This window comes from Pseudomonas putida NBRC 14164 (genome assembly GCF_000412675.1).
GTDB classification, from domain to species: domain Bacteria; phylum Pseudomonadota; class Gammaproteobacteria; order Pseudomonadales; family Pseudomonadaceae; genus Aquipseudomonas; species Aquipseudomonas putida.
In genome coordinates this window covers 2,810,441-2,826,395 of the sequence record NC_021505.1, presented here as the reverse complement: position 1 = coordinate 2,826,395, position 15,955 = coordinate 2,810,441, and the positions used below count along the sequence as shown (strand labels likewise).

The 15,955-nt window shown below is 59.2% G+C and carries 10 protein-coding genes and 2 pseudogenes; 1 reads left to right on the top strand and 11 read right to left on the bottom strand.

Features of this window, described 5'->3' with window-relative positions; translation table 11 throughout:
* Positions 1-121 precede the first annotated feature (121 nt).
* A complete protein-coding gene (locus PP4_RS12560; protein ID WP_016499554.1) occupies positions 122-994 on the top strand; it encodes a helix-turn-helix domain-containing protein in 873 nt (290 codons plus the stop codon).
* Between the two features lie 121 nt (positions 995-1,115).
* Here PP4_RS12560 and PP4_RS12555 read toward each other — a convergent pair whose 3' ends face one another.
* The 11 genes and pseudogenes from PP4_RS12555 to PP4_RS12505 all read right to left on the bottom strand — a co-directional run bounded on the left by PP4_RS12555 (position 1,116) and on the right by PP4_RS12505 (position 15,954).
* Positions 1,116-1,889 (bottom strand): IclR family transcriptional regulator, encoded by a 774-nt coding sequence (locus PP4_RS12555; protein WP_016499553.1) that lies wholly within the window; start codon positions 1,887-1,889, stop codon positions 1,116-1,118.
* Between the two features lie 68 nt (positions 1,890-1,957).
* Positions 1,958-3,412: an amidase gene (locus tag PP4_RS12550; protein ID WP_016499552.1), complete on the bottom strand. Its 1,455-nt coding sequence runs from the start codon at positions 3,410-3,412 to the stop codon at positions 1,958-1,960.
* The gene (locus PP4_RS12545) at positions 3,409-4,719 is read right to left on the bottom strand and encodes a citrate-proton symporter (protein ID WP_016499551.1); all 1,311 of its coding nucleotides are present in this window, start codon (positions 4,717-4,719) and stop codon (positions 3,409-3,411) included. Before PP4_RS12545 ends, PP4_RS12550 begins: the two co-directional genes overlap by 4 nt.
* An 83-nt stretch (positions 4,720-4,802) precedes the next feature.
* Positions 4,803-5,978, bottom strand: coding sequence for a M20 aminoacylase family protein (locus PP4_RS12540; RefSeq protein ID WP_016499550.1), 1,176 nt, complete (start codon positions 5,976-5,978; stop codon positions 4,803-4,805).
* 180 nt (positions 5,979-6,158) lie between these two features.
* Positions 6,159-6,956 (bottom strand): RHS repeat-associated core domain-containing protein, encoded by a 798-nt coding sequence (locus PP4_RS12535; protein ID WP_016499549.1) that lies wholly within the window; start codon positions 6,954-6,956, stop codon positions 6,159-6,161.
* Between the two features lie 30 nt (positions 6,957-6,986).
* Positions 6,987-8,114, bottom strand: a pseudogene (locus tag PP4_RS12530) (type IV secretion protein Rhs); the annotation flags it as partial.
* 318 nt (positions 8,115-8,432) lie between these two features.
* Positions 8,433-9,464: a hypothetical protein gene (locus PP4_RS12525; RefSeq protein WP_016499547.1), complete on the bottom strand. Its 1,032-nt coding sequence runs from the start codon at positions 9,462-9,464 to the stop codon at positions 8,433-8,435.
* A pseudogene (locus PP4_RS29515) lies at positions 9,464-10,663 on the bottom strand (RHS repeat domain-containing protein); the annotation flags it as partial. The gene PP4_RS12525 and the pseudogene PP4_RS29515, both read right to left, overlap by 1 nt.
* 226 nt (positions 10,664-10,889) lie before the next feature.
* Positions 10,890-11,315, bottom strand: coding sequence for a tetratricopeptide repeat protein (locus tag PP4_RS12515; RefSeq protein WP_016499545.1), 426 nt, complete (start codon positions 11,313-11,315; stop codon positions 10,890-10,892).
* A gap of 3 nt (positions 11,316-11,318) precedes the next feature.
* Entirely contained in the window at positions 11,319-11,747 is a 429-nt protein-coding gene (locus tag PP4_RS12510) for a hypothetical protein (RefSeq protein WP_016499544.1), read from the bottom strand.
* Positions 11,748-11,754: 7 nt separating this feature from the next.
* On the bottom strand, positions 11,755-15,954 hold the full coding sequence (locus PP4_RS12505; protein ID WP_016499543.1) for an RHS repeat-associated core domain-containing protein: 4,200 nt from the start codon (positions 15,952-15,954) through the stop codon (positions 11,755-11,757).
* Position 15,955 lies beyond the last annotated feature (1 nt).

Sequence of the window (15,955 nt, the reverse complement as noted above, 5' to 3'; positions counted from 1 at the left end):
CGGCAGAATGGACAAAACCTGCAACCAGCCCCACATTCCCGACAATTTTCGCCCTGCCGCCTGAAGCCTGCAGGCAGCTGTGGCACAGTAGCCAGGTACCGAACAGAACAATTACAACAACATGAACAAGATCCCCAACTACGCCCTGTACGGTGAAACCGCACAACCGGTGTGGCACGAAGCCCTGCATGTGGAGCAGATCTCCCAGCGGTCTGGCGCACACAACTGGGAAATTGCCGCGCACCGCCATGAAGGCTTGCTGCAGCTGCTGTACCTGCAGAGCGGCGGCGGTGAAGTGCTGTTCGACAGTGACCGGCTCCAGGTACAGGCACCCTGCGTGGTCTATGTACCGGCGCAAGTGGTGCATGGTTTCCATTGGGCCGGCCAGGTCGAGGGCCTGGTGATCACCGCCGCCCAGCACCCGCTGGAAAGCATTACCCAGGTGCTGGCACCCAACCTGCTGGCGCAGGTGCGCAAACCACAGGTGATCGCCCTGCCGTCGTGGGCAGCCGACGAAGACCCGTTGCTGCCGCTGTGCATGGCCTTGCGCGAGGAGTACCACAACCGCGCCCGTGAGCATGTGGCCAGCAGCATGGCGCTGTTGCTGACGCTGCTGATTCAGGTGCTGCGCCATGAACCGCACCTGCCCCACGGTGGGCAGCGCCCAGTGTCAAGGCGCAGCCAGCAGTTGACCGCTTTCCGTGAATTGGTGGACATGTATTACCGCGCGCACTGGCCACTGGCGGACTACGCCGCCGAGCTGGGCATGACCCTGGCGACCCTGGGGCGGTTGTGCCAGGAGCACCTGGGCATGACGCCCATGAACGTGATCAATTCCCGGCTGGTGCTGGAGGCCAAGCGCATGCTTGGGCATTCGAGCCTGAGTGTGAAAGAGATCGCCCATGAGCTGGGGTTTGCCGATGTGGGGTATTTCAGCCGGTTCTTTCGCAAGCATGCGGGGGTGAGCCCTAGCGGGTTTCGCGAGGGCCAGTAACATCTGCCGGCTTTTGCTGTGGCCTGCACTGGCCTCTTCGCAGCACAAGGCTGCTCCTACAGGTATCGCGTGCTCACATAGGAGCAGCCTTGCGCTGCGAAGAGGCCGGCGCAGGTCAGCACTAGACCGCCAAGGCCCGCTGCACCTCGCCTACCGTGGTCGCCAGGCTGCTCAGGTGCAAATTCATTACTCGCTCAACCGGCGCCTGATCGAGCGGCCAGTGTAAGGCAATGCTCCCGGCCAGGCGCCCTTCGGCATGCACCGGCAGCGCAATGGCGCGGATCAGGAATGGCAAACGCACCGGGTACTCCCAGTACCCTTCGGTCCGCTGGCCAAAGCCCTTGTGCGCGTCTTCTTCGATGTTGCGCAGCACCGCGTCATCGCGCAGCCGCTCATGGGCCGCCAGGCGTTGCACTTCATCGACCGTCAGCTCACCCAGGCAGGCCCGCCCCATCGCCGAGTGAAACAGGCTGGCATGGTGGCCGACGATCTGGCAGGTATGCGGGTACCGCTTGCGCAATACCTGAGGGATGGCGCTTTCCATCACCTCCAGCCGCTCGCCGTCGAAACACGACAGGTCCACCACCAGCCCGGTGCGCTCGCTCAGGTCCAGCAGCATTGGTGCAGCACTTTCCACCAGGCGCCGCTTGAAGCGCATCTGCCGGTCACCGAACAACCGCCGCGCGCACAGGCGATAACGCCGGTCGCTGAGGCCACGGTAGACCCAGCCCTGCTCCTGCAAGGTGGCCAGCATGCGCGAGGCCGTGGCCTTGGGCAGGCCGGTAAGGTAATGCAGTTCTTCCAGGCCCAGTGCCTGATGCTCGCCCAGCAGGTCGACAATGGCCAGCGCCCGCTCCACCGAACGCACGCCGCCACTGTCTGCCGTAATGCCCATGGGTATGACCTCCCTGTAGCTGGATGGTCAGCATAGCCAGCAAGAACCGCGCCTGCCCAGTGCTTTCATCAGGCCAGCAGGCACGGTGGCGGGCGCCGCTCAACCCACCGGGTCCGCTGCTCATGGGCGTATGCCAGTTGCAACACCGCATGATCGGCCTGGGCCGGGCCTATGATTTGCAGGCCCATGGGCAAACCGTCGCTGTTGAAGCCGACCGGCACACTGATGCTCGGCAAGCCGGCCAGGGTCGGCCCGATCACCACCTCCATCCAGCGATGGTAGGTGTCCATCGCCCGGCCCCCGACGGCCATTGGCCACGCCAGTTTTGCATCGAAAGGGAACACCTGGGCCGACGGCAACAGCAGGTAGTCGTAACGTTCGAACAGGTTGGCCAAGGCGCGGTACCAGTCGCTGCGGTCCAGCGAGGCCTGGTACAGCGAGGCCGCGCTCAGCTGCAAGGCGCCCTCTACCTCCCACTGTGCTTCGGGCTTGAGCAAGGCGCGCCTGGCGGGGTCGGCATAGGCCGCGCCGAGGTTGCCGTGCACCAGGAAGTGGCGGTGGGTGAGCCAGCATTGCCACAAGCGAGCTGGGTCGAATGCCGGTTGGCAAGCCTCGACCCGGCAGCCCAGTTCCGCGAAATCGGCCAACGCTGCTTCACACAGGCCCAACACCCCCTCATCCATCGGCAGGTAGCCGTTGTAGTCACCCAGCCAGCCAACCCGCACACCCCGAAAATCGCGGTGCAGCCCTGCGGCGAAATCGCGTCGGCCCTCGCTCAGCGACAGCGGCACTCGTGCATCAACGCCTGCCTGGGTCGACAACAGCCGCGCCACATCCACCACACTGCGCCCCATCGGCCCTTCGGTAGCCAGCTGCTGCACGAACAGTTCGGGTGCCGGACCATGGGGCACACGGCCCTGCGACGGGCGCAGGCCGAACACATTGTTGAACGCCGCCGGGTTGCGCAGCGACCCCATCATGTCGCTGCCGTCGGCCACCGGCAGCAGGCGCATGGCCAGCGCCGCTGCAGCCCCGCCACTGCTGCCGCCGGCCACCCGATGCGGGTCGTAGGCATTGGTGGTGGTACCGAACAGGGTGTTATAGGTTTGCGAACCGAGGCCGAACTCCGGCACGTTGCTTTTGCCAACGATCAGCGCCCCGCTCGCCCGCACCCGCGCCACGCTGATGGCGTCATGCTCGGGTACCTGTTCGGCGAACAACGGCGAGCCCAGGGTGGTGCGCAACCCGGCAGTGGCAGCCAGGTCCTTGATCGCCTGTGGCATGCCGTGCATCCAGCCGCGGGAATGGCCTCGCGTCAGCTCACGGTCACGCTCATCGGCCTCGGCCAACACCGCCTCGGCCGGGCGCAGCGACACCAGTGCGTTGACCTGCGGGTTGCAGCGTTCGATATGCGCCAGGTAGGCCTGCATCACTTCCCGGCACGATACCTGCCGGGCATGGATGGCCTGGGACAAAGCTTGGGCATCGAGGGCAACGATGGGGTCGATGGCTAACGGCTTCACGGTTTTACTCCAAGGTTGAAAGTGGCAGGCTTGCCCGCCAGGGGTGCTTCTTTCAGGCAATAGGTACCCATCAGCGTCAGCAGGCAGGCGAACAGCACGTAGAACGACGGTGCCACCGGGGTAGCGAGCACCTTGGTAAGCCAGGTGACGATCAACGGGGCAAAGCCGCCAAACACCATCACCGCTACGTTATAGGCCACCGAGACACCCGTGGAGCGCACCTCGACCGGGAACTGCTCGGCCAGGGCGGTCGGGGCCGGGCCAAAGAAGCCGCCGATGGCCGTGCACAGCAGTAGTTGCATCACCAGCAGGCGCTCCAGCGAAGGCGCAGCGGCCACCCACACATACAGTGGGTACACCATCACGAAAAAGGCCAGGGTGAAAGCCATCAGCACCGGGCGCCGCCCCACCCGGTCAGACAACGCCCCTGCCAGAGGAATGACCACGGTCATCAGCCCCACGGCCAGCATCTGCACCAGCAGCACCTGGTCCAGCGGCAGCCCGAGGCTCTTGTGGGCGAAGGTCGGCATGTTCACCAGCACCACGTAGAACGACACCGTGGCGCCACAGGCCAGCCCCATCGACACCAGCAGGCTGCGCCGATGCTCACGCAGTACTTGCCACAGGCTAGGCGACTGGCCGTTGGCCTGGCGGCGCGCCTCGACGAACTCCTCGGGCTCTTCCATATGCTTGCGTATCCACAACCCGACCGGGCCGATCAGCAGGCCCAGCACGAACGGGATGCGCCAGCCCCAGCTGTCCAGCGCCTCAGGCGAGCACAGGTGGGTAACCAGTGCCACCATCGCCGCCCCGGAAAACACCGCCAGGCACTGCCCTACCAATTGCCACGAGCCATACAGGCCCTTGCGGTGTGCAGGCGCGCTCTCCACCAGAAACGCCGTGGCGCTGGCGTACTCGCCACCGGTAGCAAAGCCCTGCAGCATGCGCGCCACCACGATCAGCAGCGGCGCGGCCATGCCGATGGCCAGGTAGTCGGGGGCAAACGCGATCATGGCGATCGACACGGTCATCAGGCGGATGATCATCTGCATCGCCGCCTTGCGGCCCTTGCGATCGGAGTACATGCCCAGCAACACGCCACCCACCGGGCGCATGAAAAAGCCGACGCCAAAGGTGGCCAGGGCCATCAGCAGCGAAGCGTACTCGTCGTCGGACGGGAAAAACTGCCGGGCGATGATGCTGGCCAGAAAGCCGTAAACAATAAAGTCGTACCACTCCAGGGCGTTGCCGATAACGGCGGCGACCACTTGCCGGGTTCGCGACACGCCGGTGCTCGAAGTCTGCATAGGGAACACTCCACACAATGATTGGGTGATCGCCCAGGCGCGGTCGCGCCCGGGTTCCAGCGGCAGTCGTCAAAAAGGAAAGGTCAGGCGGGCGCGAGCCAGCGCTCTGCCAGCGCGCCCCAGTAGGCGGCACCGGTCAGCAGGATGTCGTCGTTGAAGTCGTAGGCCGGGTTATGCACCATCGGCCGCGATACACCATTGCCGATGAACAGGTAGGCGCCCGGGCAGCGCTGCAGCATCCAGGCGAAGTCCTCGCTGCCCATCAGCTTGCGGGTGTTGCCATCCACCGCCTCGGCACCGAGCAACTCCACCCCCACCTGCGTGGCGAAGGCATTTTCTGCGGCATGGTTGACCAGCACCGGGTAGGCCGGGCGGTGCTCGATGCTGGCACGGCAACCAAAGCTTTCGGCCTGGCTGACGATAATTGCCCGCACCCGCTCCAGGGTCTGCGCCCGCACCTCGGCCTTCAACGCACGCAGGCTAAGGCGTAACAGCGCCTGTTGCGGAATCACGTTGGCCGCTTCGCCGGCCTGCAGGGCGCCGACGGTGACCACCGCAGCCTCCTGCGCATCGATGTTGCGCGCCACCACGGTTTGCAGCGCCATCACCACACTGGCCGCTGCCACCAGCGGGTCTACGCTCAGGTGCGGCATCGAGCCATGGCCGCCCACCCCGTCGAGGGTCACCGTGAGCAGGTCTTGCGAGGCCATCATCGGCCCCTCGCGAAAACCAAGATGCCCGGCCGGCAGCCCGGGCATGTTGTGCATGCCGAACAGCGCATCGCAGGGGAAGCGTTCCAGCAGGCCGTCGGCCAGCATCGCCTCGGCACCGCCTTGGCCCTCCTCGGCCGGCTGGAAGATCAGCGTCAGCGTGCCGTCGAACTGCCGGGTTGCCGCCAGGTAGCGCGCAGCGCCCAGCAGCATGGTGGTGTGCCCGTCATGGCCGCAGGCGTGCATGCAACCTTGGTGCTGGCTGCTGTAGGCCGCGCCCGTTGCTTCGTGGATGGGCAGCGCGTCCATGTCGGCGCGCAAGCCCAGCCGGCGTGTGCTGCTGCCATTGCGCAGCACACCGACCACACCGGTCTTGCCGATGCCGGTGTGCACTTCATAGCCCCACGCCTCGAGCAGCCGGGCGACCAGCGCCGAGGTGCGGCTTTCTTCAAAACCCAGTTCCGGGTGGGCGTGGATATCGTGACGGATCGCGTGCAGGTCGCTGGCCACATCGTTCAGCCAGGCCAGGATGTGCTGATGTCGGGACATGTAGAGTCTCCTCGCGCGGGTGGTTTCCCGTTCTTGTTGTTCGCCTTGAGGTCACGACGGGTAAGGCAGGTCGTGCTTGGCTGACAGATAAGCGCGAGGAGAGATGAAGCACAATCGAATCTGGTTTCACACCGTGGAACCGAAAGCATCGAGGCGACCTGGCACCGTTTGCCAGACTGTTCATCCCCTGCCGGCAGGCAGGCGAACCAATGATACTTTTTCTGGCAACGGCTCGAGGATGGCCGACTCCTGGCCGCGTATTCGGTTCCACCCCGTAGCTTCCTTGATGGACTCAATGGCCAACCTACCGAAGGGCAGTCTATTCAACCTGGCTTGATGATAGGTCGACCTCATATCGGTCAACAGTTGCCTGATTTTACCCACACCCGCAAAAGACGCAGCCCCTATCCCGGCCCCAGCCACCAGTTCCGCCCCTATTGACTCAAAGGGCGCTGAAAGAGCGAGCGCTGCCCCGGGTGCCTTGATCACGGTACCGGCCAACCCACCAATAAATATCATCGCATTGTTGGTTCGGCTCGCGTCATCAAACTCCTTCGGTACTGGCCGTCCTTCAGCCTTGGCAATCGAACGTTTGACTATTGCTTTGGATGCCTTGTTCAGCGACGAGAGCATCCCCACCGTTCCCCATACGAGTCCGGTGGCCTGCCCAACTGCACGTGTGGGCGAATGGCCATCGCGGTCGACATGGTTGATGGGGTCACCCGTGCAATAGGCGTATGCATTGAGGCCTCCCCGACCAAACGGGCTGAATGCATCGGGGCTGAGAAAGCGCATTTGCACGGTGTGGTAGCCACGTTTGCCATTACCCAGCAGATAACAGTGCGACGCTTGCGCAACAGCCTCGCCGGCAAAGGCCAACAAAGGCCTGCCCCGAACCACGTGATAACCATAGGGCGTGTATGCCCGCAGCAGGGCATCATTGCCTGTGTGTACTGGGGCTTGTTGGTAGGTTTGCATGGCTTCAATTTCCTGTTAGTGGTGATCGGCCATGTCACTGATCAGCAGCCCGTCCAGGTTCAACTGGTGCAGGTGGCCGCTGCCGTAGTACAGGTGATTGACCTTGCGCCCATCCGGTAACGTTAGCGTGGTCAGGTTGCTGAGTGGGTCGTACTCATAGCCCAAGGTGCCAGCGGGGGTGATCTCTTTGGTCAGCCGACCGAGCAGATCGTAGGCGTACTCAAGCTTTTCTTCCGTGATCCCAAGCTGCTTGCCGATCCCGGTCGGTTGCCGCTCGATGCTCAGCAACCGGTCACCGTCGTCATAGGTGAATCGCTGTTGTGCGTCGCTATTCAGTTTGGCGATCAGGCGACCAATGGCATCACGCTCGAACAGCGTATGACGCTCTGGCCGTTCGGCATTTTCGCCATAGCCAATCTCATCCAGTCGTGTGAGATGGCCACCGACGTTGTAGCTGAAGCGCCGGGTCAGGTTATCCACCCGTACTTCTTCGCTAAGCCGGTCCGACACGTCGTAGGCAAAGCTGTACGTGGCGTTGTTTTCGTTGACCAGTGCGGTCAGGCGAATGGCCTTGTCGTACTCGTAGCGAACCCGCTGGCCCTTGCCATCCTGGCGGCTGCTCGGCAGGCCGCGGGCTGTGCGCATCAGGCGGGTGGTCTGGCCCTTGCCGTCGGTGTGGCTGAGTACCTGGCCGTAGACGTTGTAGGTAAAGGTTTCGGTGGTGCCGTCCGGGTGGCTGATGCGCTGCACTTCGCCGTCGGGCTTGCGTTCCAGCGTGGTGGTCTGGTTCAGCGCGTCCGTTACCGCGACCAGGTGCTGGCGCTCGTCATAGCGGTAGTACGTGCTCTTGAAGCTGCGCACGGTGTCGCCGTTGCGGTTGATCACCGCGCTCAGCTGGCCGTGTTCGTCGTAGCGGTACTGGGTGAGCGTTTCGACCGCCTCATTGTTGACCACGCGCTTGATGTCGGTCAGGCGCCCCAGCGGGTTGTCGTAGTGCAGGTGCACGCGGGTGCCGCCGGTGGCGCTGATGTCAGTCAGCATGCCGTCGGGTGTGCGGGTGAAGTGCAGGAAGTGGCCGAGGGCGTTCTCGATGCGTTGCAGCGGCACTTCGGTGTTGGTGTCGGGCACTTCGCCGAAGTAGAAGAACAGGTTGTCGAGGTATGGCTTAGACCAGACGACGAGTCGCACATTCGTTGGCAAAAAGAATATTTGAAGCTAGAAAAGCTCATGATGAAAAGCTTAATAAGACTTGCTGAAGATACCAAGCCTTTTAGTAACGCTCGTAATTTGGAAGCGAATGAGGCAAAAGTTGGCATTCGCTTCCACCTCATCGATGTTAAAGATCCAGCAACTCAACCCACTAGCACTGCAGGACTTAATTCCCTCTACACATTAACGCCCACGCACCGCGTACCAATCAATGGATATTCATGCCTGCGCCATATGCGTTCAATTCCACACCTTACAAACAGCATCTCACGACACATCAAAACATAACCTAGGCTCTACCGCCTCAATATCGACCATTAGCAACGGATCAATAATAGGCTCATTTTCTTCCCTGCTAGCAGTGATTACCGAAAGCGGAGGTCCAACGCCGACATTTGGAATGTAGAAACCCATGACACTAATTTCGACTTTCAACAACTCCCCTTCCCCACCTATGTGTATCTTCGGAAAGCTCTTGCTAAGGCATTCAGGCCAATTCAGCAAAAACTCACCTGGAACAACGCTTGGATTTTGAATATCATGATGCAATCTATAGGTACCTTGGAACTGGGGATTCCTGAGCTTTGGGATATAAGCAGCATCTTCAGGCTCGCTCGAGCCATACAGATAATAGTGCCACGGCGTCATCCCCCAGATTAAAACCAATAAGCCCTCCGAAAACAGCTCGTTTGCAATTTCAGTCTGACAGAATGCGTCCTTAAGATTAATCACGCCATTACCCAACCTGGAAATAATATATTCATGCATTTTATCCAAGTCAGCAAGAAAAAAACCCAACTCTCCGTACCCATCATACACCGGACGGTTGGAGCTTGATTCTATGTGCGTGCCTACATCGCCGCCAGAGAGGGAAATCGTGACATGCAGTATTTCAGAGTATTGCACTAGCGGCTTAACATGATCCGGCACCTCACCAAACGCTTCCAGCGGAACTTCCAATGAAATTTTAACAAACAACTTGTAGGATGTTCGAGCCTGCCTCTGTTCATCCAGCACATCCAGCAACAGTTTTTCGCAGCCGAGATCTAGTACAACTGGCCCATCCGACTCGACAACTATGGATATTTCCTTGGAGGAAATTTCTCGCGCACGCACAGCACTAGAATATCTAGCTCGCTCTTCACCAAGCCAGCCTACAACAACTTTTCTCTGGATAGACCCAAACTCGCCAAAATCGAATTCGTCCAACCCCACTACCGCACTACCAATCTCTAGCTTACCGCCAGCCACTAGCCTCGAATCATTAACTGCTACGTAACTAACTTTAGCGTTATTCATCAACTACACCCTGGCAAACTTGCACCTTTGGATCGCGCCCATGCCTTGGTTGCTGCCCAACCTTCGGCAGGGGACACATTTGCAGCAATAATACGCCCAGGATTTCCGTTCTCAACAAGCCTTAAATCCCCTCTAAGGTGGGAAATTTCCGGGTTATTATAATGTGCCTCCAACGACTGCAACCATTTCTCATTCGTTAGGCCTTCGGATTTGAAAGCATCTAGCGTCACAGCCGGCTTGGTACTCGCGCCCAAACCATTGTAACCGTGCATACCGCTGTGCTCCATTCTATTCCATTGCCCAGGCTCCAGCCAGAACATGGAGGGGACGTTATTAAATGAGTTGAACGGGGTTATCCCTAAAGAGGTAGCTAAAGAATGAGGAACCATGTGATGACCCACTTTAACTGGGTTGGCCAATGGCATCCAGCCGAGAGGATCAATCCATAGTATTGGGTTCGGGCCGTAACGATAAAGATTATCCCCACCCATCAAACCTAATGGATCCTGGACTTTAAACCTACCCATTTCAGGATCATAATAGCGGAACGTATTATAATGCAGAATTGCCTCATGATCGAAGTACTGCCCTTGGAACCGCAGGTTCTGCTCTACCTCATCGATAACCAGTTGCTCTAACGCTCCCCAGGAACGATATGTCGCCTGCCAGACGATCTGCCCGTCGCTGTCCGTCAGCTCCAGCGGCGTCCCAATCTGATCCGTATGGAAGTAATAGACCTTCTGCCCTTCCCCTTCCACCTGATCAACCCGCGCCAACGGCGCATAGCTTCCCGGCTCGTACAGGTACAGAATGTTCTGCCCAGGCGTCTCCTCACGCAGCATCCTCAGCCCCTGCCAGAGGAAGCGCTTCTGTTCTAGTTCGCCGTTGATTTCCGCCTGCTTGGCCACCCGCCGCCCAAGGCTGTCGTACCGATACTCACCTTGGCTTTCCAGCTTGCCATCGACCACCGTCTCCGCCGGCACAAGCCGGTTCTCGCAGTCATAACTAAAGCTCTGCAGCTTGCTGTGCCCAGAGCGTTTCTCGATCAGGTTGCCCCACGGGTCGTAGCGGTATTCTTGGTCCCGCCACTGTTTGATCCGTTTGTCCTTGACCTTGGCAAACTGCTGCGCGTTGAGATCCAAGCGGTTAGCTGCCGCGTCGTAGCGGAATTCTTCGCTACGGACAAGCGAGCCGGTATCGAGGATCTTCTACCCCCTGAGCCAGAGTCTTTGTACGCTGATCAAAGAATTCAACCTCCCAGCAGTTCATTTCCCTCATGAAAGTTACTAGCTCACTAGGATGGCTCACCACCATATTTCCTTAGTTATATTAATTCCCCAAAATACCTTCGAGCATTTTCTCGCCTTGACGATACGTCACAGGTTGACATTGATAAGATCTAGCCCCAAAAAACAGACGTTACATTCATGCCATTCCTAATGCAGATTCAACGGCGCTAAAATATTTTTTATCTTCGCCTCTGAAAATATCTACCCCTTCCAAAAAATATGCTTTGCATAAATAATCCAACGCATCTGGATTTTCTTGTTCGTATAGACACTCGCCTAGACGTAGAATTACGAACGCATTCTGTGCACCGCCCGGGCCGTTGGCGGCTTCAAAAAACTCGCTCAAGGCCCGACTATAGTCCTGCATAAAAAATAGAGCGTCCCCAATACTGGCCTTCAACCAAACGAACGCCTCCCACTGCTCGACGGGTTCAGGCAGTTTGACCAAGGCAGCCGTGAAAGCTTCGACAGCATCAGGATATCGACCTTTTTCCATCAGCAGATTACCCTGTTCACTAAGAACCAGTATCTCCTCATGAACCTGATCTGGTAAAAATCCCATTCTTTAACCTTTGAAACCAGCAAAGAAAGCAAGATATTTTTTATCAAACCCCTTGAATGCTCTCTCGCCGCCCATATCGAAAGCTTTTTTCATTTCGTCAAATGCATATCTCTCCTCACCCAACCCGAGAAAACATGCACCAAGAATAATAAAACTGGACGTTTCTCGAGGTGGTTTCGACTCAACCGCCTTGAGCGCCCATATCTTCGCACTTTCATAATCTTGCTGCTTTAAATAGACCTCGGAATTGCATTTTTCGATCCAGTGGGAAAGATCCCACTGCTCTTTTGGGTCGGGAAGCATACTCCACGACTCTTTGTACTTTTCTAAAGCAGCCTGATAAGCTCCTTTCTCTTGCAGTTCATTTCCAGACTCCATAGCCACTACTATCCTTTGAGACAGCTGCAAGTTCACTTCCGACAAATCTTTCATAAACACCTCAATACTGAAAACTTTCGTGCGGACCAACAATATTATCTGGCGACCGGTAAAACTGATTCAATTTTGCACCTGCCGACCTGTTGTACGAATAATGCTCTAGCTCATAGTTTTTCGGATCAAGCATCCACTTTCTAACCTCCTTAGACTTAGCTCCAAAGAACCCACCTCTATCATTCCAATATGTTACCGCATCATACTTATGTGCCATATCAGCCTCTCGAACCGGATACCACTGCTTATCGGTCGAGCTTTTGAATTCCATCGAGTCACCTTTACCTCTAATTCGACCCTCGCCTCTCATATTTTCAATTACTTTTCGGCCGGTCCTGCTAGATTTGCCCGGGGTTCTGCCCAGATACTCTGTTCGACAGCTTAGCCCCCAAGGATCAATCCATCCAGTGGTACTAGGTGCGAAAATGTATAAATTATCACCACCGAGCAAGCTTATAGGGTCATGAGAAATAAATCGTCCAATTTCAGGATCATAATATCGGAACGTATTGTAATGAAGCTCCGCTTCAACATCAAAGTACTGGCCCTGGAACCGTAGATTCTGCTCGACTTCATTGACCGTCAGTTGCTCAATCGCCCCCCAAGACCGAAATGTCGCCTGCCAGACGATCCCACCCTCGCTATCCGTCAATTCCAACGGCGTACCAATCTGGTCAGTATGGAAGTAATAAAGCTTCTGCCCTTCCCCTTCCACCTGATCGACCCGCGCCAACGGCGCATAGCTTCCCGGCTCGTACAGGTACAAGATGCTCTGCCCTGGCGTTTCCTCCCGCAGCATCCTTAGCCCCTGCCAGAGGAAGCGCTTCTGCTCGGTGATGCCGTTAATTTCCGCCTGCTTGGCCACCCGCCGCCCAAGGCTGTCGTACCGGTACTCGCCTCGGCTTTCCAGCTTGCCGTTAACCAACGTCTCCGCCCGCACCAGCCGGTTCTCGCAGTCATAACTAAAGCTCTGCAGCTTGCTGTGCCCCGAGCGCTTCTCGATCAGGTTGCCCCACGGATCGTAGCGGTACTCCTGGTCCCGCCACTGTTTGATCCGGTTGTCCTTGACCTTGTCGAACTGCCGCGCATTGAAGTCCAGGCGGTTGGCTGCCGGGTCGTAGCGGAACTCCTCACTGCCTACCAGCGAGCCGGTATCACGGCTACGCAACTGGCCGTTGGCTTCATATTCGTACTTGATCTCGCCACGCAGCTTGTCGAGGGTGCGCACCAGTTCACCGGCCGGGTCGTACTGGTAACGCCGGTGGATCGGGTTGTACGCATGCTCCACCAGCAACGAGGTATTCACGCCAGTGTTATGCACCTGCGAGAGCTTGTCAGCCGACAAGGTTGACGCAAACTGCCACGCCTTGCGCCCCATGGCGTCATAACCGAAGCAACTGGTGAGCTTGCCCTGGGTCCGGTACACCTCGCGGTGCAGGTCGTCTCGCTCCATGTCGCTGATCACCAGCCCGTCCAGGTTCAACTGGTGCAGATGGCCGCTGCCGTAATACAGGTGATTGACCTTGCGCCCATCCGGTAACGTTAGCGTGGTCAGGTTGCTGAGTGGGTCGTACTCGTAGCCGAGCGTGCCGTCAGGGGTGATTTCTTTGGTCAGCCGACCGAGCAGATCGTAGGCGTACTCAAGCTTTTCTTCCGTGATCCCAAGCTGCTTGCCGATCCCGGTCGGTTGCCGCTCGATGCTCAGCAACCGGTCACCGTCGTCATAGGTGAATCGCTGTTGTGCGTCGCTATTCAGTTTGGCGATCAGGCGACCAATGGCATCACGCTCGAACAGCGTATGACGCTCTGGCCGTTCGGCATTCTCGCCATAACCAATCTCATCCAGTCGTGTGAGATGGCCACCGACGTTGTAGCTGAAGCGCCGGGTCAGGTTATCCACCCGTACTTCTTCGCTAAGCCGGTCCGACACGTCGTAGGCAAAGCTGTACGTGGCGTTGTTTTCGTTGACCAGTGCGGTCAGGCGAATGGCCTTGTCGTACTCGTAGCGAACCCGCTGGCCCTTGCCATCCTGGCGGCTGCTCGGCAGGCCGCGGGCTGTGCGCATCAGGCGGGTGGTCTGGCCCTTGCCGTCGGTGTGGCTGAGTACCTGGCCGTAGACGTTGTAGGTAAAGGTTTCGGTGGTGCCGTCCGGGTGGCTGATGCGCTGCACTTCGCCGTCGGGCTTGCGTTCCAGCGTGGTGGTCTGGTTCAGCGCGTCCGTTACCGCGACCAGGTGCTGGCGCTCGTCATAGCGGTAGTACGTGCTCTTGCCCGAGCAGTCCTGATAACGCTCGACCTGGGCCAAGGTGTTCCACCACAGGTACTTGGACTTGTAGGTCGCGTCGATGATGGTGTGCGGCAGGCCGTCATCGCTGTTCAGGTACTCGGTCATCTGGCCGAGGGCATCGATTTCGGCGAGCAGGTTGCCCTTGTCGTCGTAGCGCGCCTGCCAGGTGCTGCCATCCGGGTAGCTGACTTTGGTCACCAGCGTGGTCAGGTGGTGGTACTCGTACTGGATCTTGCGCCCCAGTGGATCGGTTTCTTCCAGCAGGCGGGCGTATTCATCGTACTTGAAGGCGAGCCGGTTGCCGTCTGGCAGGTCAAGGCCGACCATGTTGCCCTGCTCGTCCAGTTCGATGGCATAGCGTTCGCCACCGTAGTCGCGGCTGGCGACCACGCGGTGGTCGGCGTTGTACTGCACTTGCAGCTCACGGCCGAGCACGTCGGTGGCCCAGCTGGTGCGGCTGTCGAGGTCGTAGCGGAAGTGGTAATGCTCGCCGTCGCTGGTCCAGTGCTCGACCACGCGCGGCTTGTCGCCCAGGGTTTGCCAACGGTAGTGGCAGCCCAGGCCCAGGGCGTTGCTGTGGGTCACCATCAGGCCGTCGGCGTAGCTGAAGCTGCGCACGGTGTCGCCGTTGCGGTTGATCACCGCGCTCAGCTGGCCGTGTTCGTCGTAGCGGTACTGGGTGAGCGTTTCGACCGCCTCATTGTTGACCACGCGCTTGATGTCGGTCAGGCGCCCCAGCGGGTTGTCGTAGTGCAGGTGCACGCGGGTGCCGCCGGTGGCGCTGATGTCGGTCAGCGTGCCGTCGGGCGTGCGGGTGAAGTGCAGGAAGTGGCCGAGGGCATTCTCGATGCGTTGCAGCGGCACTTCGGTGTTGGTGTCGGGCACTTCGCCGAAGTAGAAGAACAGGTTGTCTAGGGTCTGCAGGATGTAGTGGCCGCCCTCGGTGCACACCAGGTACACCTGCTCATGCGGGTTGTAGATTCGTTCGCCCGGTTGCAGGGTCACGAACGGGACTTCGCGGCCTTGGTTGTCGGTGAGGTAGATGAATGCACCCTGGCGGCGCAGGCTCTGCTCCCAGGGCAGCACCCAGCCGCGACCGAGCACGCTGTCGACCGTCAGGTCGCTGGCGTAGAAGCGCGACCACTCGATCGGCATCAGGCCCGGCAGGCTGAAGTCGATTTCATCGGGGATCAGCTTGCGGCCCGTGGTGAGATCGACCGGGTTGCCGACCAGGCCGCCGATCGCCTTGCGGGCCACGGGTTCGACCACGTAGCGGCTGGCCACTTCACCGGCGACGAAGCCGGCAGTGAACTTTAGCGCGCAAGGCATGATGGCTTTCATGCCGGCTTGGCTACCGGCCTTGATCAGCTGGGCAATACCGCCTGCGGCACCGGCGATGGCCATCAGCACATCCACGGTGGTGCGCAGCCACTCCGGGACTTCATCGTCCACGGGCAGGTAGCGGTGGGTGCCGCCGCCGATGATGACGTTGTCAGAACCACCGGAAATGGTCGCGCCGCAGGTCAGCTTGTCGCCCTTGCGCGCAGCGGCCACGCTGTTGATGAATACATTGGTCGAGCCTTCGGCAATTTGCACCGGCCCCGGGTGTTTGTCGCAGGCGCCAATGCTTTTTTCAACACGCGCAGCCTTGCGGCTGTTGATGAATACATTGGGTGAGGCAGTGGTTATCGTCCCTGAAGGGGACGAGAACATACTGCCTATCGCCTCTCCGGCAGCGGTCAGCAAGCTGCCTCCAATACCAGCTGCAAGACCGGCCAGCAACGCCACGCCAAACCCGCAGGTGAACGTGGCGATCGCCACCGTGGCAACCAGCGCTATACCCAGGGCGGCGCCAATCAGGAAGCCCCCCAACGCGCTGGTGTGCGATATCTCGTCGCCGAACCTGGCCGCTTCGAACATG